The sequence below is a fragment of the Cryobacterium sp. M96 genome (genome assembly GCF_002929845.1).
Classification (GTDB): domain Bacteria; phylum Actinomycetota; class Actinomycetes; order Actinomycetales; family Microbacteriaceae; genus Cryobacterium; species Cryobacterium sandaracinum.
In genome coordinates this window covers 1-18,321 of record NZ_PJJS01000020.1, presented here as the reverse complement: position 1 = coordinate 18,321, position 18,321 = coordinate 1, and the positions used below count along the sequence as shown (strand labels likewise).

Sequence of the window (18,321 nt, the reverse complement as noted above, 5' to 3'; positions counted from 1 at the left end):
GCGCGCTGCTGCCGCGCTGCTGCCGCGCTGCTGCCGCGCTGCTCGCGCGCTGCTGCCGCGCTGCTGCCGCGCTGCTGCCGCGCTGCTCGCGCGCTGCTGCCGCGCTGCTGGCCACTATTACTGCCTGCTGCCACCGGCCGTTTGGGGCTAACTCAGGAGAATGGCGAGCCTGATGAGTGTGGGCCGGCATCGGCCGCGGAATCACGAGGCGGGTGCCGGCCGGGCACGGGGATCTCCTGAATTAGCCACAGGGGATGGCCCGAACAGACGGATGCCTGAGCCCGGTCAGGGTCGCCCGCGGGCAGCCGGTGTCCCGAACCAGCCTCCGCCGCAGTGTGGCTGACTCAGGAGATCTGACAACGCAATGCCTCTTGGCCGCACACGTGCCGCGGAATCACGCGGTGGGCGTCCCCGGCGTGCGGGGATCTCCTGAGTTAGCCACAGTCCGTGCTGCCAGAAACGGATTCTGACCACATCGGCGGCGCCGCTCGACGGATTTCCGGGGCAGTCTTCCGGGGTCACGCTCTAGTGGCCGCGGGCGATCCATTCATCCAGGTGCCCGGCCTCGGCGCCGATTGTCGTCGACTCGCCATGGCCGGTGAGCACGACGGTGCTCGCCGGGAGCATCAGCAGCTTGCCTTTGATCGAGGCGAGGATCGTGGGGAAGTCGCTGAACGACCGGCCGGTCGCGCCGGGTCCGCCATGGAACAAGGTGTCGCCGCTAAAGACCGTGCCGAGCGCGGGCGCATAGAAGCAGACGGCGCCGGGAGAATGCCCCGGCGTGTGCAGCACCTCGAGTTCAATACCGGCCACCCGGATGCGCTGGCCGTTCTCGAGCGGACGGCTCGGCGGGGCATCCGGGTAGACCCGGTCCCACAGCATCATGTCGTCGGGGTGGAGGTAGGTCGGCGCGGTGTGCGCGGCCTGCACCCCGGCGACGGCACCGATGTGGTCGTCGTGCGCGTGCGTGCAGAGGATGCCCACCAGCTTGCGGTCGCCAACCGCGGCGAGGATGGCGTCGACGTCGTGGGCCGCGTCGACCACAACGCACTCGTCGTCGTCGCCGACGATCCAGACGTTGTTGTCCACGTCCCAGGTGCCGCCGTCGAGGCTGAAGCTGCCCGAGGTGACGAGGTGTTCGATCCGCGCCGTCATCAGAGCACGACCACGGAGCGCAGCACGTCGCCGCGGGCCATCTTCGCGAATGCCTCCTCGATATGCCCGATTCCGATTCGTTCACTGACGAACTCGTCCAGCGGCAGGCGGCCCTGCAGGTAGAGGTCGGTCAGCATCGGGAAGTCGCGCTCCGGCAGGCAGTCGCCGTACCAGGACGACTTCAGAGAACCGCCCCGGCCGAACACGTCGAGCAGCGGGATCTCCAGCATCATCTCGGGGGTCGGCACGCCCACCAGCACGACGGTGCCAGCCAGGTCGCGGGCGTAGAACGCCTGCCGCCAGGTCTCGGGACGCCCGACGGCGTCGATCACGACATCCGCGCCGAACCCGCCGGTCAGTGCCTGCACGGCCGCGACCACGCCGTCCTCGTCGAGGCCGGCTGAGTCGATGGTGTGGGTGGCGCCCAGCGTCTGGGCGGTCGCGAGCTTCTTCGCGTCGCGGTCGATCGCGATGATGACGGATGCCCCGGCGAGCCGGGCCCCGACGACCGCCGCGTTACCCACGCCGCCACATCCGATCACGGCGACCGAGTCGCCCCTGGTCACGTTGCCCGTGTTCATGGCGGCCCCGATGCCGGCCATGATGCCGCAGCCGAGCAGTCCGACGACCGCGGGGTCGGCGACAGGGTCGACCTTGGTGCACTGTTTCTCGTGCACAAGAGTCTTTTCGGCGAAGGCGCCGATGCCGAGGGCGGGGCTGAGCTCGGTGCCGTCCGTGAGGGTCATTTTCTGGGTGGCGTTGAAAGTGTTGAAACAGTACCAGGGCTCGGCGCGCTTGCAGGCGCGGCAGTCGCCGCAGACGGCGCGCCAGTTCAGCACGACGAAGTCGCCCACGGCGACGTGGGTGACGCCCTCGCCGACGACGCTGACCCGGCCGGCGGCCTCGTGGCCGAGCAGGAATGGGAACTCGTCGTTGATGCCGCCCTCACGGTAGTGCACGTCGGTGTGGCAGACGCCGCAGGTCTCGATGTCGACGACGACCTCACCGGGTGCAGGGTCGGGGATGACGATGTCGACAAGCTCCACCGGCGCGCCCTTCGATCGAGCGATGACGCCTTTGACGGTGATCGACATGGGACTCCTCTGGGTTGGTGCCCGGACAGGCGGTGGTGGAACCCAACCACACTACCCAACCTCCCTGCCCTGCCCTATCCAACCAATTCGACGGAGATTTTGCCAGAGAGAACCCGTTTTGGCCCGAAACAGGCTCGTAGAGGCAAAATCTCCGTCGAATTCGTTAGGGGTTCAGGGTGCGGATGCCGCGCGCGGAGCCACGCGACCGGCCGAGAACGCGACCGGCCGAGGCGCGACCGGTTACGCGAACTCCTGGCAGTGATCGCACCACCAGCCGCCGCCGACCGACGCCATCGGGTCGTAGCAGGAAGCGCAGGCCGGCGTGGGAAGCAAGTTGTCGTCGTTCATTCGGAGCTCAGTTTCGATTCTGAAAACGAGTTCCCCAGCCCAGAGAAAGGCATTCGCGAGTTTTGAGTGTAGGCAGACCTCGACTCGGATGTCTAGGAAAATTGATTATTCTGCGTACTTTCTAGCGCGGCAACGGATGCGCTCAGCGCGGCAGCACGCGCTCCGACACCTCCCACAGAAAAATCTCCGCAATGGACGGCCCGATGCCGGTGAACGCCTCCTCTGATCGGGGGGCGCTCGGGCTGTCGTCGTCCGCGGCTCTGCTGCAGGCCACGGCCGCCTCCCTGCCGCCGGAGCTGCTCAAGGTCAGCGGCGTGCTCGACTTCGGTGGCACGATCTTCACCTGGCAGCCGCTCGTGCTGCGCGCGGTGATGATGGCGCGCACCGTGAGCGTCACGCACCTGTCGGCGCCCCGCGGCGGCGCCATCCGCCTCGCGTCGCCATCCGCCTCGCGGCCGGACTCGAGGTGAGCCTCGACGACCAGCCCGAAAATCCTGCTCTATCGTGTACATCCCACGGCAATCTTCGATTTCGACGTGCGGCCCTCCGCCGCCGGGCCGCAGCGGATCGGGCGCCCTGCTTTCGTTCTGGTCGGGGTGTGTATCTGGTCAGCGCGAGGGTTCCAGCCGCACCAGCACCGCCTTGGAGACGGGGGTGTTGCTGCCCTCCGCGGTGGAATCCAGGGGCACCAGCACGTTGGCCTCGGGGAAGTAGGCGGCGGCGCAGCCGCGGGCGCTCGGGTAGGCGACGAGCCGGAACCGCCGCAGCACCCGGTCGACGTTGTCGCTGAACTCGCTGTGCACATCGACGAGCATGCCGCTGATCAAACCCAGCTCCGCGACATCCTCCGGGTTGACGAAGATGACCTGGCGGCCGTTCTTGATGCCCCGGTAGCGGTCGTTGGGGCTGTAGATCGTGGTGTTGAACTGGTCGTGCGAGCGCAGCGTCTGCAGGAGCAGGCGCCCCGGCGGCCGTTCGAGGGGCTCGAGTTCGTTGACCGTAAGCAGGGCCTTGCCGCTGGGGGTCGGGAAGGTGCGCAGGTCGCGCGGCGCATGGGGCAGGGAGAAACCTTCCTGCTGGCGGATGCGCTGGTTGAAGTCGGCGAAGCCCGGAATGACGTGCGAGATGTGGTCACGGATGATGTCGTAGTCGCTCTCGAAACCGGCCCAGTCGATCGAGGCGGTGCCGTCGAGGGCGGCCCGGGCGAGGCGCGACACGATGGCCACCTCGGAGAGCAGCTGATCCGACACCGGTGGGAGTAGGCCGGTGGACGAGTGCACCGCGGAGACCGTGTCCTCAACCGACACGAACTGCGGGCCGGTGGCCTGCAGGTCGATCTCGGTGCGGCCCAGGGTCGGCAGGATGAGCGCCTGGTCGCCGACCACAGCGTGGGACCGGTTCAGTTTGGTGGAGATCTGCACGCTCAGCACCGTCTTCTGGATTGCGGCCTCGGCGACGACGGTGTCGGAGATCGCGCCGACCAGGTTGCCGCCCAGGGCGATCCAGACCGTGACCAGGCCGTCGCGCATGGCGCGAATGGAGTCGACGCTGTCCAGGCCGTCCACGCGGGGCGGGTCGAACCCGAATTCTCGTTCCAGGGCGTCCAGGAACGCCGGTGGCATCTTCTCCCAGATGCCCATGGTGCGGTCGCCCTGCACATTGCTATGCCCGCGGATCGGGGACGCCCCCGCGCCGGGCTTGCCGATGTTGCCGCGCAATAGGAGCAGATTGATGATCTCTCGGATTGTCGGAACGGCCTTCTTGTGCTGGGTGATGCCCATCGCCCAGGTGATGATGACCCGGTCCGCCCGCAGATACCGGTCGGCCAGCTCGTCGATCTCGGCCGCGCGCAACCCCGTGGCCGCCAGGACCGCACCGTCATCCTGGTGGGCGAGGTGCTCGCGCAACTCCTCCAGCCCGACACAATTCTCGCGCAGGAACGCATGGTCGAGCACGGTTCCGGGCCGGGCGGCCTCGGCGTCGAGCACCCGTCGGGAGAGGGCCTGCATGAGGGCCATGTCGCCGCCGAGCCGGATCTGCAGGTACTGGTCGGCCATCACGGTTCCGGCCCCGACGACGCCCCGCACCTTCTGCGGGTTCTTGTAGCGCATCAGCCCGGCCTCCAAGAGCGGGTTGACGGCGACGATGGCGGCGCCCGCCTCCTTCGCCTCTTCCAGCGCCGTGAGCATCCGCGGATGGTTGCTGCCCGGGTTCTGCCCCATGATGATGATCAGGTCCGCACGGGCGAAGTCGGCGTAGGTGACGGTGCTCTTGCCGATCCCGACGGTCTCCGCCATCGCGTGGCTGGTCGACTCGTGGCACATGTTCGAGCAGTCCGGCAGGTTGTTCGTGCCGAGCGCGCGCACGAACAGCTGGTAGAGGAAGGCCGCCTCGTTGGAGGTGCGGCCGCTCGTATAGAACGTCGCCTGGTCGGGCGAGTCCAGTCCGCGGAGGGTGTCCCCGATCAGCTTGAACGCGTCGTCCCAGGTGATCGGCCGGTAGTGCTCGGACCCGGCCGGCTTGTGCACCGGCTGCACGAGGCGGCCTTGCATGCCGAGCCAGTACTCCGACTTCGTGAGCAGCTCGCTGATCGGGTTCTCGGCCCAGAATTCGGCCGGGATCCTGATCGGCGTTGCCTCCCAGGTCACCGCCTTGGCGCCGTTCTCGCAGAACTCGAACGTCTTGCGCCGATCGGGATCCGGCCAGGCGCAGCTCATGCAGTCGAAACCGTCCCGCTGGTTCATCGCAGTCAGTGCCTTCAGGCTGCGCGGCACACCCATCTGCCGGAAGGCCGGCCCCAGTGCATGGGTGACGCCTGGCACCCCCGCCGCCCATTCCCTGGGCTTGCCGACCTCGATCTTGTCCTCGTCGATATCGTCAACGCTGCTCATACGTCGGTAGTAGCACCCTTCGCCGGGGCCGACAAGGCATGTGCGACTCACCCTCAGGCCGAAATGCGCCGAACGGATCCCGCCATCGGTCACCACGAGGTCAGAAATGACCGTACCGTTGATATGTGGTCTTCAAGCATCGGACTTGAAGAGTGTGGGGGCCACGCACACGAAAGGTTTTTCTAGCTTGAGCGACGAATGCATCCATGGACTCGAGGGCGGCCTCTGCGCCAGCTGCTTCCCGAAGGCCGCTCCCGAAATCGTGCCCGGCATGGCCACCCGCGCCAGCCGGAGCAAGTCGACGGGCCGCGCACCGTCGCTTCGCAGTTCGCCGTCACCGCGCACCGTCACCCTGGGCGGACCCAACCCCACCCTGAGCGCGAAGACCGCTACCGCGAAGCCGGCCACCGCCAAGGCCGCCAGCACCGTGAAGCCCGTCAGGAGCACGAAATCCTCCCACGACAACGTCGGTGAGCAGCGGATCTACCACGTCACCCACATCCGCAACCTCGCCGGCATCCTGAACAGCGGGCGCCTGCTTGCCGACGCGAGCGACGCCTGGACCGCCCGGCCGGTCGTCGACCTGTCGTCGGCACCGCAGCGCGCGGCCCGGCGTGCCGCGCTCGTCGCCGGAGACGACAGCGCGAGCGTCGCCTGCTACGTGCCGTTCTTCCTCTCGCCCAATGCGCGCCTATGGGACAGCCTCCTCACCGAATCCAACGACCCGCGCCTGTCGCCGGAGGCGCACCGCTCTCCGACGTACGACTTCGTCATTCTGGTCAGCACGGTCAAGAAGCTCCTCGACGCCCAGGCCGGCGCCGAGGAAACCGTCGCAGCGAGCGTCGCGGTGGCCAACGGGGATGCCGCGGGGGCCCTGACCAGGTTCGGCTCTGCTCCCGAGACTGCCGACCGCATGCTGCGTTCGCTGCGCGCCGATCAGGAATCGCAGAAGATCCGGGAGGCGGAACTGCTCGTCACCGAGTCGTTCCCGTTCGAGTTGGTCACGCTCGTCGGCGTCGCCAACGACAAGGTGCGCGACGCGGTGCGCAGCATTTTCGCCGCCGAGGCGCACAAGCCCAAGGTCGTCGTGTACCCGCCGTGGTTCCACGCCGTGGAGGAAACCGCAGCGCCCTAGCCGGTCAGACGTCCGGAGCGCCCTCTCGCCACGTGCCCGGCCTGCCCTGTCCGGCGTCGAACCAATTCGACGGAGATTCTCGTGAAAAGCAGCTTTTTCGGAGTTTTCGGGGCCGGTTCCGGCAAAATCTCCGTCGAATTCGTTCGGGACGGAGGTGCTCCCGGGCCTCGGACTCGTCAGACACGGCGGGTGGCGTGTGCCTGCCTGGCTCTGCCCTAGTCTCGGGGAATGGGTAGACGACAGGGCCGCTCGCGCGTGCCGATCGGTGTTCTCGTTCTCGGAGTACTCGGCTTCGCCTGGGTCCAGCAGTCGGGATTTCTGGTGACCGAGTTCGAGAGCATGCTGAGCTCGGCCAGCCAAGGCTCCGGCCAGAGTTCCGGCAAGAGCTCCGGCGAGAGCACCGGCCCGGTGGCGACCGCCGCGGACGGCACCGTCGAGACAGCGGTCGGCGGCATCCCCGCACGACCGAGCGGAGCCGTCCCGATGACCGTGGAGCATGTGCATGATGGCGACACGCTCTTTCTGCGAACGGACCAGCCGAACGCCCTGGTGGCGACGACGGATGCCGTCAAGGTACGACTGCTCGGAATCGATACGCCGGAGGTGGGGGACAGCGCCGAATGCTTCGGCGATCAGGCCGCGGAGCAGTTGCGGGCGCTCCTCCCCGATGGCAGCCGCACCTGGGTCACCGCCGACCAGGACCCGACTGACCGATACGGCCGTAGCCTGTTCTATCTCTGGACCGGGGACGGGCGATTCGTCAACTACGAGCTCGTCGCCGGCGGCGCCGCCGAGTCGCTGATGATCCCGCCGAACGACGCGCACTACCCGCTGCTGCGTACGGCCGAGGACGCCGCAACGACGGCAGGCGCGGGCCAGTGGGGCGCCTGCTGATGCGGCGAAGCCGTCCCACCGATATCCCCGCGCGTCGTCCGCCGCCAGGCGTCCGCCGCCAGTCGACCCCCGCGCGTCGTCCTCAGCGCTTCGCCCGGCGCGGCAGGACCAGCCAGACCGCCGCGATGACCAGCAGCACCGCGGCCCCGGCCACCTGACCGGCCGTTCGGCCCAGCACCACGTCGAAGACCAGCAGGGTGGTGCCGGCGAGGATCACGGCGACACCAACCAGTGTGGCCCGCACGAGCACGTCGGCGACCCGCACGATCTGCTTCATCGCATGCTTCCCGAAGAGCAGCCGGTGAAGGCTGACCGGCCCTAGCGCCAGAACGGTGGTGGTGGTGGCCGTGGCGACAAGAATCAGATACACGGTCAGTTGGTACAGGTCGAGTTCGGTGAACCGCGGTTGGAAGGCGAGGGCGAGCAGAAAACCACCCACGATCTGGGTGCCCGTCTGGGTGACTCTGAGCTCCTGCAACAGCGAGAGCCAATTGCGGTCGAGGCGCTGGACATCCGTTTCGTTGCGGCGGGGCGCGGATACCGGCTCCGTCGCGGTGGGTTCCGGTGTTCCTGACAGGCTCATGCCCCGATCGTAATGCGCTTTGCGGAAACGAGATCGCACGCGTCGAGCACGGAACGGGAGAGGTCAGGCGCGCACCCTCAGGATCCACTTGCGCAGTTCCTCGACCCACAGCACGACGGATGCCATGCCCACGCAGACGGCCCAGTGCAGAGGGTCCATCGAGGTGGTGCCGAACGCGGTCTGCAGGAGCGGGAGTTCGACCACGGCCACCTGCAACAGGATCGCGAGCAGGATCGCCCCCCACAGCCACGGGTTCACGAACAGCCGGTGGAACGCGGTGGTCAGCTCGGAGCGCGCGTTGAGTGTGTTGAACAGCTGGGCGAAGACCAGGGTGGTGAACCCCGCGGTGCGCGCCACGGTGAGGCCGTCCGTGCCGGGTTCCAGCGCCGGCAGCAGCCCGCCGGGCAGGAACAGGTCGATCGTGGCGAGGGTGACCACCGCCATCACCAGGCCGGTCGACATGATGCCCACCCACATGCGCAGGTCGATCATACGGTCGTTGATCCCGCGCGGGGGGCGGGCCATCACGTCGTCGATCTCCGGGTCGACGCCCATCGCCAGGGCAGGGCCGGAGTCGGTGATCAGGTTGATCCAGAGGATCTGGGTGATCAGCAGGGGCAGCACCACGGTCTCGCTGCTGGAGCCGGTCAGGCCCAGCGCCCCGGCGAGGAGCACGCCGAGGAACACGGTGAGCACCTCGCCCATGTTCGAGGACAGCAGGTACCGCAGGAACTTCTTGATGTTGTCGAGGATGACCCGGCCGGCCCGCACCGCGGCGACGATGGTGGCGAAGTTGTCGTCGACCAGGATCATCTTCGCGGCCTCCTTGGTCACCTCGGTGCCCGTGATGCCCATGGCCACGCCGATGTCGGCGGACTTCAGGGCCGGGGCGTCGTTGACGCCGTCGCCGGTCATCGCCACGATGTCGCCGTTGGCCTGCAGGGCGTCGACGATCCGCAGCTTGTGCCGCGGGGAGACGCGGGCGAACACGGATGTGTCGCGCACCGCCTCCCGCAGCCCCGGCTCGTCGAGGTGGTCGAGGTCTGCTCCCGCCAGCGCCGTCGCCCCCGGTTCGACGATCCCCAGGTCACTCGCGATCCGCGCGGCCGTGGCGGGGTGATCGCCCGTGATCATGATCACACGCACGCCCGCCCGGTGGGCTTCCTGGACGGCTGACGTCACCTCGGCGCGGGGCGGGTCGATGATGCCGACCACCCCGGCGTAGATCAGGCCCTGCTCGTCGGCCTCGTCGAGCGGCGCCGTGTTCTCGTCGGCGACTCGGTAGGCGACACCCAGGGTGCGGAAGGCCTGGGCCGAGAGCGCCTGGATGTCGGCAAGCATCCGTGGCCGCTGCTCGGCGGTCAGAGGTACGACCGTCTCGCCGACTTGCACGTAGGCGCAGCGCTCGAGGAGCACGTCGGGCGCGCCCTTGCTGAAGATGCGCAGGCTGTCGTCGCCGGTCTCCTGGTGCAGGGTGGACATCATCTTGCGTTCCGAGGTGAAGGGCATCTCACCCCGACGTTCGAACCGGGCCATGTGCCCGGTGGTGCCCTCGAGTTTGGCCGCGGCCACCAGGAACGCGGCCTCCGTGGGGTCACCCTGGATCTCCCACTCGCCGTCCTGCTCGGTCAGCTGGGCGTTGCCGGCGAGGGAACCGACGCCCAGCACCAGCTGGGCCTCAAAGCGGAGTGCCGGGTCTGTGAGCGGTTCGGCGCCCTGGCGCAGTTCGCCCTCGGGGCGGTAGCCCACCCCGGTCACATCTACCCGGCCGGAGGCGGTCAGCAACTGCTGGATCGTCATCTCGTTGCGGGTCAGTGTGCCGGTCTTATCGCAGCAGATCACGGATGCGGAGCCCAGGGTCTCCACGGATTTCAGGTTCTTGACAACGGCGTTCTGCCGCGCCATCCGTTGTACCCCGATGGAGAGGATCACCGACAGGATTGCCGGCAGCCCCTCGGGAACGGCTGCGACCGCGAGGGATACCCCGAGCAGGAACACGGTCACGAAGTCGGCGGGCGTGGACACGCCCTGCACGAGCACGATGGTGAGCATCACGACCGTGGCGATCGCGATCACGACGACGCTGAGCAGCTTGCCGATGTGGCCGATCTCGGTTTGCAGCGGGGTGGGGTGCGCCTCGGTGCGGTCAAGCATCGTGGCGATGGCGCCGACCTCGGTGTTCATGCCGGTTCCGGTGACGATGCAGCGGCCGACGCCCTGGCTGACGGCGGTGCCCTTGAAGACCATGTTCAGGCGATCGCCGAGGGCGGCCGCGGCGGGAAGGGTGCGCGGGTTCTTGGTGACGGCCTCGCTTTCGCCGGTGAGGGAGGCCTCCGCGATCCGCAGCGAACTCGCCTCGGTGAGGCGGGCATCCGCCCCCACGCTGTCGCCCTCACCCAGAACCAGCAGGTCGCCGCGCACCAGCTCGGTGCTGGGCACGGTGGCGAGCAGGCCGTCGCGCATGACGGTCGAGGATGCCGCTGTCATGGTGGACAGGGCGGCCACGGCGTTGTCGGCGCGCGCCTCCTGCACCAGGCCGAGCACGGCGTTGAGCACTACGATCACGGCGATCACGATGGCGTCCACGGGCAGGCCGGGTGCCCCCTCGATCAGCCAGGCGCCGAGCGACACCGCGGTGGCGACCAGCAGCAGGTAGATCAGAGGGTCGTTGAACTGGGCCAGGATCCGGCGCCAGAACGGAACCGGGCGCACGCTGCGCAGCTCGTTCGGGCCCTCGGCCGCGAGGCGACGCGCGGCTTCGGAGCCGGTGAGGCCCCGGGCGGCGTCGGTCTCGAGCCGGCCGGCGATCTCGGCGGCATCGGTAACGGCGGGATCGACTGCGAGACGGTCGATCGGGTCCGATATTTCCGATTGAGCTGATTTCTCCGATTGAGCAGACGCGTCCATCGGGTGGGTTCCTCGTTTCCGGGAGTGCCGGGTCGGTCTGGCCCGCGGCTCCATCCAGTGTAGAACCGGGCCGCGGCCGGCGCTGCGTCGGTGCTGCGTCGGTGCCTTTCGGCATCCCGTCCGTCCCGGCGTACCTTCCCCAATGGGGGTTCGCGACGGCGGATGCCGCTGGGTCGACTGCGACAGATCCCGCCTGGAGCGAAGCCCACCACATCAACGACTGGCTGAACGACAACGGCTACACCGACCTCGCCGACGGAGTGCTGCTCTGCCACCCACACCACCTGCTCCTGCACAACCAGCAATGGAGCATCATCCGAACCGAAACGGACTACTGGCTTCGACCACCAGTCGAAGTCAATCCGGACCAGACCCTGATCGCACTCCCCGGCGAGCGGGCGAACCCGCAATCAGGAGAAGAGGGACCACCAGCATCCGTCGCAGTGGTGAACGTCGCCGCGTCATGATGATCCCCAATCCGCGTCCAGGTGGTCTCCCCACGGGAACAGGGCGCGCTTTGCAGGGGGGGTCTACACCTCGGCCGGCTCCGCGACAAGGTCACCGGGCGGCACGGCGGGTGCGACCTCACACGCGTGCGCCGACGCGGTATCTGCGACTCGTCGGTCGGCGAGCCAGGTGTCCAGCTCGGCGGCGGAAAGCGGCTGCGACAGGTGGAAGCCCTGCGCGAAGTCGCAGCCGAAGCCGACCAGCTGGTCGTAGGCGGCGCCGCTGTCCACACCCTCGGCCACCATGCGCAGCCCCAGACTGTGGGCCAGCGCAATCGTCGAGGACACCAGGGTCGCGGCTCGGGCATCGCCGGCCATCGGGAAGACGAAGGATCGGTCGAGCTTGAGCTCGTCGATGGGCAGATCGCGCAGGTAGGCGAGCGAACTGTAGCCGGTGCCGAAGTCGTCGACGGAGATGCGGATGTCTTGCTCGCGTAGCCGGGTGAGGATGCCTCGGGCCCGGCCCCGGTCATTGAGCAGGAATTCCTCGGTGATCTCCAGGGCCAGGATCGACGAGGGCAGACCGCGGGCGGCGATCATGGCACCGATCCGGTCCGGCAGTTCCGTGTCGACCAGTGAGCTGGCCGACAGGTTCACGGCGATGGTCAGCGGATGCCCCTGCGCCTGCCAGAGCACGGCCTGGTCCAGCGCCTGCCGCAGCACGACCTGCGTCAGGGTGTGCATCAGCCCGGCCTCCTCGATGATCGGCACGAACTGATCGGGCAGCAGCAGACCGCGCTCGGGGTGGTTCCAGCGCACAAGGGCCTCGACGTCCCGCACCGCCCCGCTGCCGAGGTCGACCTTGGGCTGATAGTGCAGCACCAGCTGCTCATCGGTGAGAGCGAGGCGCAGTTCGGCCAGGGTGCGCAGCCGGGTCTCGCCGTGGCTGTCGTCGTCGCTGTCGTATACGTGGTGGCCACCGCGGCTCGTTTTCGCCTTGTACATGGCCATGTCGGCCTTGCGGAGCAGCGCCGTCAGGTCTTTGCCCTGGTCGGGATAGAGGGAGATTCCGACACTGGCGCTGGTCTGCAACGTGATGCCCTCCAGAATGAACGGCTCGGCCAGCGCGGCGCGCAGTTTGACGGCCACCGTCAGGGCATCCTCCCGCGCGGAGTCCGTGAGCAGGATCGCGAACTCGTCGCCGCCGAGGCGGGCCAGGAGGTCTCCGGCACGCAGCTGCCGGTTCAAACGGATGCCGACCTGGATCAGCAGCCGGTCACCCACGTCATGGCCGAGGCTGTCGTTGACCTCCTTGAACCGGTCAAGGTCCAGCAGCAGCAGGGCACTCGTCCGGCCCTCGACTGCTGCCAGGCGGGTGGGCACGTCCGCATTGAATGCGCGGCGGTTGCGCAGACCGGTGAGGTCGTCCGTTCGCGCCAGCAGGTTCAGAACCCGTTGCCGGCCGACCAGCGGCACCACCGCCAGCGCCATGGTTGCCCCGGCCAAGGCCACGGCGAGGTTTGACACCGTGACCTGGCTGGCGAGGATCAGAACCCCGAGTCCGGCGATCGTCGACACCATCGGCACGGCCAGAGCGGACACGGTTGTGGCCGTGGCCCTGCGATCCCGCACCGGGCGCGGGAGGGAGGTGCCGTCCACCCAGAGCGCAATCAGTACGACCCCGATGTTCCAGGTCGCGTCGAGCAGGGTGCCCACCGTGTACAGGTCACCCTGCAGCGCGAAGACGGTGTCGGCGCCGGCGAAGACCACCAGACCGGCGACGAGGAGCATCCAGCGCTTCCCGGCATCCGGGCCGTGCGACGCCACGATCCCGGCGATCGCCGCCACCACCAGCAGGTCGAGCACCGGATAGGCGGCCGCGATGACGGCACCGAGGCTGAGCGGGTCCGCGGCGGCGGAATCGAAGACGGGGCTGAGGATGACGGCCAGCACTGCGGCGGCACCCAGGGAACCCACGGCGGTGTCCAGGAAGACGGACCAGGCCGATCCGCGCAGTTGCCGGTTCACGAGCACCGCCAGCGCCCAGAGCAGGAGCAGGTAGAACAGCAGATAGCCGATGTCGGCCGGCGAGGGAAACGGTGACGCACCGTCGGCATCCGCGCTGACGAGGTAGTAGGTGTCCGCCAGGGCGTTCATGGTCAGAGCGGCGGTGGCGAGGCCCACCTCGATCTGCCCGCGCCCGACCCGGTAGACGGCGGCGCAGCCCACGAGCACGGGTGCCCACACCGAGAGCATGGCGAGCCAGCCGTCGACCAGAGGGCTGAAGTCATCGCCCTTCAGGGCCAGGCCGAGGGTGTAGGCGATGACCAGTACCAGCATGAGCGTCAGCGCGCCGAAGCGGAACCGCTCACGGGTGCCGCCGGTCATGGCAGGGCCGCCGCGCTCTGCCTCGCGGTCAGCCACTCGTCGAGTGCCGCGGCGGAGAGGGGGCGTGACATGAAGTATCCCTGGGCGAAGTCGCATCCGTAGCGCACCAGCTCGTCGTAGGCGACGCTGTTCTCCACGCCCTCGGCGACCATTTTCAGGCCGAGGCCGTGCGCGAGGTCGATCGTGGAGGCCACCAGTGCGGCGGCCCGGGCGTCGTCGGCCATCGGGAAGATGAAGGACTGGTCCAGCTTGAGCTCGTCGATGGGCAGGTCACGAAGATAGGCGAGCGAACTGTAACCGGTGCCGAAGTCGTCGACGGAGATCCGGATACCACTGGCGCGCAACCGGGTCAGGATGTCCCGGGCTCGGTCGCGGTCGGCCATCAGGAAGTCCTCGGTGATCTCGAGCATCAGCGCGGTGGGCAGAAGACCGCGGGCCGACAGCATGGTGCCCACCCGTTCGGGCAGATCGGCGTCGATCAGTGAACTGGCGGACAGGTTCACCGCAACCGTCAGGGTACGGGCCTGGGCCGCCCAGAGCACGGACTGGTCCAACGCCTTCCGCAGAACCTCCTGGGTCAGCGCGTGCATGAGACCGGCCTCTTCGACCAGAGTCAGGAACTGGTCGGGAAACAGCAGACCGCGCTCGGGGTGGTTCCAGCGCACGAGGGCCTCGACGCCTGAGACGAACCCGGTCTTCAGGCAGATCTTCGGCTGGTAGTGCAGAACCAGCTGGTCCTCGGTCAGGGCGAGGCGCAACTCCTGCAGGGTGCGCAGACGGGCGTCACCGTGGCGGTTGTCCGCGCTGCGGTAGACGTGGTGGCCGCTGTGGGTCGCCTTCGCCTTGTACATCGCCATGTCGGCCTTGCGCAGCAGCGCGGTCAGGTCATCGCCCTGGTCGGGGTAGAGCGCGATTCCGATGCTCGCGCTGGTCTGCAGGGAGATGCCTTCCAGGGTGAACGGCTGGGCCAGGGTGGCCCGGAGTTTGTTGGCCACCGCCTCGGCCTCCACCTGGTCGGTGCGCTCGAGTAGGACGGCGAACTCGTCGCCGCCCAACCGCGCGAGCAGGTCACCGGACTGCAGTCCTTCCAGCAGACGACGGCCGACCTGCACGAGCAACCGGTCGCCGGCGTCATGCCCGAGGCTGTCGTTGACCTCTTTGAAGCGGTCCAGGTCCAGCAGTAGCAGCGCCCGGTTCCGGCTCCTGTCGTCGGCCAGTCTCGACGAGACCTCGGCGTACAGCGCACGCCGGTTCGGCAGACCGGTCAGCTCGTCGGTCTTGGACTGGCGACGCAGGGCCACCTGCCGGGAGACCAGGGGAACGGCTGCGAGGGCCAGGGTCGCCGCCGCCAGCCCGATCGCGATGTGGGGAACCGGCGTCTGGCTGGCGAGGAGCAGCACACCCAGGCCGGCCGCGGTCGACACCGCCGGCAGCGCCAGGGCCGCCACGCCGTTGGAGGAGTTGTTCCGAACCAGATCGGGTCGCGACGAGGCATCCGCCCACACCGCGATCAGGGCCAGACCCACGGCCCAGCCGGCGTCCAGAGGAGTGCCGAGAACGTACCTGGTTTCGAGTAACGCGAAGACGAGACCGGTGGACGTGAACATCAGCAGGCCGAAGACGAGGAGGATCCAGCGGCGGCCGGCAACCGGGCCCTGCGAGGTGGTGAGTGCGACGACGACGGCAACCAGCAGCAGGTCGAACAGTGGGTAGGCGACGGCGGCGGCGATGGCCTTGTTCGCCCCGGCCGCGTCGACTGAGTTCGCCATCGGGCCGAGCAGCACGGCCAGCACCGAGGCCGCGCCGAGTGCACCGATGGCGCTGTCCAGCACCACCGACCAGACCATGCCGCGCAGCTGGCGGCGCACCATGATGACCAGCACGAATAGCATGAGGGCGAAGAACAGGAGGTAGCCGACCTCGCTCACGCGGGGGAATATCTCGGCACCCCAGATCAGCATCCACAGGGAATAGGAATCGACGATCGCGATGATGGTGACCGCCGCGGCCGTGAGCAGGAGTTCGGGATGCCGGAATCGCTCCAGACCGCTGGCCGCGATCCGCACTCGGCTCCGCGAGCGCTTGCGCATCACGGCGGCCCAGCACACGACGACCATGGACAACTTCAGGAGGGACGCCAGCCAGCCGTCGACGAATAGGTGGAATCCGTCGTCGGGCATCAGCAGGCCGATGACGTAGCTGCCCAGGAAAACGGCCATCAGCCAGGCGGACCAGGAGGCGCTCCTGGCAAAGAAACCTCGAACTAGGCGGCCGTAGGGCGCCCCTGAATTCAACTGCACGGAACCCCCACGTTATCTAATCTCAGATTAGCAGCGGCGGAAGACGGAGAACCAACCGACCCGCTCGATTGGGGGTGGGGAATCGTGGACGGGGCGCGGCGGCGCACCGCCCTACGATTGAGTGAACGACCGACGAGCTGGAGGCAATCATGACGACACTGGTGGGGTTTTCGAGCAAGTACGGAGCCACCGAGGGAATCGCCGAGCGCATCGCCCGCAAACTGCGGGAGGCCGGGCGGGATGCCGTGGCCCGGCCGGTCGCATCCGTTGACCAGGTGGACGAGTACGACGCCTTCGTGATCGGCAGTTCCGCCTACATGGGGTCGTGGCGCAAGGACGCGACGGAGTTCGTGCGGCGCCACCAGGAACTGATCACGGCGCATCCGGTGTGGCTGTTCAGCAGCGGGCCGCTCGGCACCGCGGGGAAGGACGCCCAGGGGCGAGATCTGCTCAAGGAGAGTGAGCCGAAGCAGTTCGAGGAGTTCGGCCAGTCGCTCCAGCCGCGCGGAATGCGGGTGTTCTTCGGTGCGCTCGACCCGACCGTGCTCGGTCGCCGGGACAAACTTGTGCGGCGCATCCCGAGTGGGCGCGAGCTGCTGCCCGAGGGCGACTTCCGCAACTGGGTCGCGATCGACGAATGGGCGGCGGAGATCGCCCGGGAGCTGTCCGTCTAACTCTCCAGCAGGCTGCGGATGTCGTCGGCCGTGAGGTTTCCACTGAACCCCGGCGCATCCGCTGGGGCGTCGCCCAGCACCTGGTCGAAGAGCTCGGCCTTCTGTTTCTGCAGGGCCATGACCTTCTCCTCGATGGTGCCGGTGGCGACCATTCGGTAGACCATCACGTTCTTCGTCTGGCCGATGCGGTGGGTGCGGTCGATGGCCTGCGTCTCGGTGGCCGGGTTCCACCACGGGTCGAGCAGGAAGACGTAGTCCGCCTCGGTCAGGGTAAGGCCGAACCCGCCGGCCTTCAGACTGATCAGGAACACCGGCTCACTGCCGGTCTTGAACCGGTCGATCACCTCGGAGCGGCGCAGGGTGGACCCGTCGAGGTAGCAGTAGGGGATGCCCCGGGCCTCGAGCCGCGCGGCCGCCTTCTTCAGGAACGACGTGAACTGGCTGAAGACGAGCGCGCGGTGACCTTCGGCGACGACGTCGTCCAGCTGTTCGAAGAGGGCGTCGAGTTTGCTGGACGACACTCCGGCGTACTTCTCGTCGACCAGGGACGGGTCCAGGCTGAGCAGCCGCAGCAGGGTCAGCGAGCGGAACACGATGAACCGGTTTTTGTCGAGGTCGTCGATCAGGCCGAACAGCTTCTGTCGTTCCCGCTGCAGGAACGTGTCGTAGAGCGCGCGGTGCCGGGGGTTCAGCTCGATCTCAAGCACCTGCTCCTGTTTGGGCGGCAGCTCGGGCGCGACGACCGCCTTGGTGCGACGCAGCAACAGTGGGCGGATGCGCCGGCGCAGCCGCGTGAGCACCTCGGGGGTGTCGCCGCGGTCGATCGGGCGCACATACTCCTCCGTGAACCGCCGAAGGGAGGGGAACATGCCCGGTGCCACGATCGCGAACAGGGCATGCAGCTCGAGCAGGCTGTTCTCCATCGGCGTGCCCGTGAGCGCGAGCTTGAACGGCGTCGTCAGGTCGCGGGCGCACAGGTGCAGCCGGGTGGCACGATTCTTCAGGAATTGTGCCTCGTCCAGGATCAGCCCGGCCCAGCCGTGCGCCTGGTAGGCCTCGAAGTCGAGACGGAACAGCGTGTAGGAGGTGACGACGACGTCGGCGCCGGCCGCGGCATCCGTCAGCGGGATGCCGCCGGCCGCCTCGGTGGCTGTGATCACCCGAACGTCGAGGCCGGGCGTGAAGCGGGCGGCCTCGGAGCGCCAGGTGGCGACGACGGATGTCGGGGCGACGACCAGGAAAGGCCGCCGCTGGGCCGGGTCGGCCGGCTGGGCGTGCCCGGCTGGGTGGGCCTGCTCGGCCGGCTGCGCGGTCGCGTGCGCCAGGAGTGCGAGCGTCTGCAGCGTCTTGCCGAGGCCCATGTCGTCGGCGAGGATTCCGCCCAGCTGGTGCTGCCAGAGGAAGGTCAGCCAGGTGAAGCCCTGCGCCTGGTATGGGCGCAGGGTGGCGTGCACGGCGGCCGGCAGCGGGGCGTGCGGGGCGTGCTCGGCGTGCGGGGCGTGCTCG

The 18,321-nt window shown here is 68.3% G+C and carries 13 protein-coding genes; 5 read left to right on the top strand and 8 right to left on the bottom strand.

Annotation, left to right across the window (positions count from 1 at the left end; genetic code table 11):
- Positions 1-525 precede the first annotated feature (525 nt).
- Together CXY79_RS00675 and CXY79_RS00670 are read right to left on the bottom strand one after the other, a co-directional pair.
- Entirely contained in the window at positions 526-1,155 is a 630-nt protein-coding gene (locus CXY79_RS00675; RefSeq protein ID WP_104099246.1) for an MBL fold metallo-hydrolase, read from the bottom strand.
- On the bottom strand, positions 1,155-2,249 hold the full coding sequence (locus CXY79_RS00670; RefSeq protein ID WP_104099245.1) for an S-(hydroxymethyl)mycothiol dehydrogenase: 1,095 nt from the start codon (positions 2,247-2,249) through the stop codon (positions 1,155-1,157). Before CXY79_RS00670 ends, CXY79_RS00675 begins: the two co-directional genes overlap by 1 nt.
- A 539-nt stretch (positions 2,250-2,788) precedes the next feature.
- On the opposite strand from CXY79_RS00670, the gene CXY79_RS00665 reads away from it, so the two are divergent.
- Positions 2,789-3,067: a hypothetical protein gene (locus tag CXY79_RS00665; RefSeq protein WP_104099244.1), complete on the top strand. Its 279-nt coding sequence runs from the start codon at positions 2,789-2,791 to the stop codon at positions 3,065-3,067.
- A 138-nt stretch (positions 3,068-3,205) separates the two neighbouring features.
- Here CXY79_RS00665 and CXY79_RS00660 read toward each other — a convergent pair whose 3' ends face one another.
- Entirely contained in the window at positions 3,206-5,488 is a 2,283-nt protein-coding gene (locus tag CXY79_RS00660; RefSeq protein ID WP_104099243.1) for an FdhF/YdeP family oxidoreductase, read from the bottom strand.
- A 187-nt stretch (positions 5,489-5,675) separates the two neighbouring features.
- Here CXY79_RS00660 and CXY79_RS00655 point away from each other — a divergent pair, with 187 nt between their 5' ends.
- The gene (locus CXY79_RS00655) at positions 5,676-6,623 is read left to right on the top strand and encodes a DarT ssDNA thymidine ADP-ribosyltransferase family protein (protein WP_104099242.1); all 948 of its coding nucleotides are present in this window, start codon (positions 5,676-5,678) and stop codon (positions 6,621-6,623) included.
- A 228-nt stretch (positions 6,624-6,851) separates the two neighbouring features.
- The gene (locus CXY79_RS00650; RefSeq protein WP_134342838.1) at positions 6,852-7,517 is read left to right on the top strand and encodes a thermonuclease family protein; all 666 of its coding nucleotides are present in this window, start codon (positions 6,852-6,854) and stop codon (positions 7,515-7,517) included.
- Positions 7,518-7,599: 82 nt separating this feature from the next.
- Here CXY79_RS00650 and CXY79_RS00645 read toward each other — a convergent pair whose 3' ends face one another.
- Together CXY79_RS00645 and CXY79_RS00640 are read right to left on the bottom strand one after the other, a co-directional pair.
- The gene (locus CXY79_RS00645; protein ID WP_104099240.1) at positions 7,600-8,100 is read right to left on the bottom strand and encodes a DUF6328 family protein; all 501 of its coding nucleotides are present in this window, start codon (positions 8,098-8,100) and stop codon (positions 7,600-7,602) included.
- A 63-nt stretch (positions 8,101-8,163) separates the two neighbouring features.
- Positions 8,164-11,007, bottom strand: a complete 2,844-nt coding sequence (locus CXY79_RS00640; RefSeq protein WP_104099239.1) for a cation-translocating P-type ATPase — start codon at positions 11,005-11,007, stop codon at positions 8,164-8,166.
- Between the two features lie 101 nt (positions 11,008-11,108).
- On the opposite strand from CXY79_RS00640, the gene CXY79_RS00635 reads away from it, so the two are divergent.
- Positions 11,109-11,474 (top strand): hypothetical protein, encoded by a 366-nt coding sequence (locus tag CXY79_RS00635; RefSeq protein ID WP_104099238.1) that lies wholly within the window; start codon positions 11,109-11,111, stop codon positions 11,472-11,474.
- Between the two features lie 63 nt (positions 11,475-11,537).
- Here CXY79_RS00635 and CXY79_RS00630 read toward each other — a convergent pair whose 3' ends face one another.
- Together CXY79_RS00630 and CXY79_RS00625 are read right to left on the bottom strand one after the other, a co-directional pair.
- Positions 11,538-13,877 (bottom strand): bifunctional diguanylate cyclase/phosphodiesterase, encoded by a 2,340-nt coding sequence (locus CXY79_RS00630; protein WP_158250189.1) that lies wholly within the window; start codon positions 13,875-13,877, stop codon positions 11,538-11,540.
- Positions 13,838-16,060, bottom strand: a complete 2,223-nt coding sequence (locus CXY79_RS00625) for a bifunctional diguanylate cyclase/phosphodiesterase (RefSeq protein WP_104099236.1) — start codon at positions 16,058-16,060, stop codon at positions 13,838-13,840. The genes CXY79_RS00630 and CXY79_RS00625 overlap by 40 nt, the downstream gene beginning before the upstream one ends.
- A gap of 230 nt (positions 16,061-16,290) precedes the next feature.
- On the opposite strand from CXY79_RS00625, the gene CXY79_RS00620 reads away from it, so the two are divergent.
- On the top strand, positions 16,291-16,815 hold the full coding sequence (locus CXY79_RS00620; RefSeq protein WP_104099235.1) for a flavodoxin domain-containing protein: 525 nt from the start codon (positions 16,291-16,293) through the stop codon (positions 16,813-16,815).
- On the opposite strand, the gene CXY79_RS00615 is transcribed toward CXY79_RS00620, so the two are convergent.
- Positions 16,812-18,321: DEAD/DEAH box helicase (locus tag CXY79_RS00615; protein WP_146068061.1), on the bottom strand; the 1,510-nt coding region annotated here is incomplete at its 5' end. The two genes, CXY79_RS00620 and CXY79_RS00615, sit on opposite strands and share 4 nt — an antisense overlap.

Coding starts and splice junctions, on each gene's coding strand:
- CXY79_RS00675 (WP_104099246.1), bottom strand. CDS start 1,155: ATGACGGCGCGGATCGAACACCTCGTCACCTCGGGCAGCTTCAGCCTC.
- CXY79_RS00670 (WP_104099245.1), bottom strand. CDS start 2,249: ATGTCGATCACCGTCAAAGGCGTCATCGCTCGATCGAAGGGCGCGCCG.
- CXY79_RS00665 (WP_104099244.1), top strand. CDS start 2,789: ATGGACGGCCCGATGCCGGTGAACGCCTCCTCTGATCGGGGGGCGCTC.
- CXY79_RS00660 (WP_104099243.1), bottom strand. CDS start 5,488: ATGAGCAGCGTTGACGATATCGACGAGGACAAGATCGAGGTCGGCAAG.
- CXY79_RS00650 (WP_134342838.1), top strand. CDS start 6,852: ATGGGTAGACGACAGGGCCGCTCGCGCGTGCCGATCGGTGTTCTCGTT.
- CXY79_RS00645 (WP_104099240.1), bottom strand. CDS start 8,100: ATGAGCCTGTCAGGAACACCGGAACCCACCGCGACGGAGCCGGTATCC.
- CXY79_RS00640 (WP_104099239.1), bottom strand. CDS start 11,007: ATGGACGCGTCTGCTCAATCGGAGAAATCAGCTCAATCGGAAATATCG.
- CXY79_RS00625 (WP_104099236.1), bottom strand. CDS start 16,060: ATGGCCGTTTTCCTGGGCAGCTACGTCATCGGCCTGCTGATGCCCGAC.
- CXY79_RS00620 (WP_104099235.1), top strand. CDS start 16,291: ATGACGACACTGGTGGGGTTTTCGAGCAAGTACGGAGCCACCGAGGGA.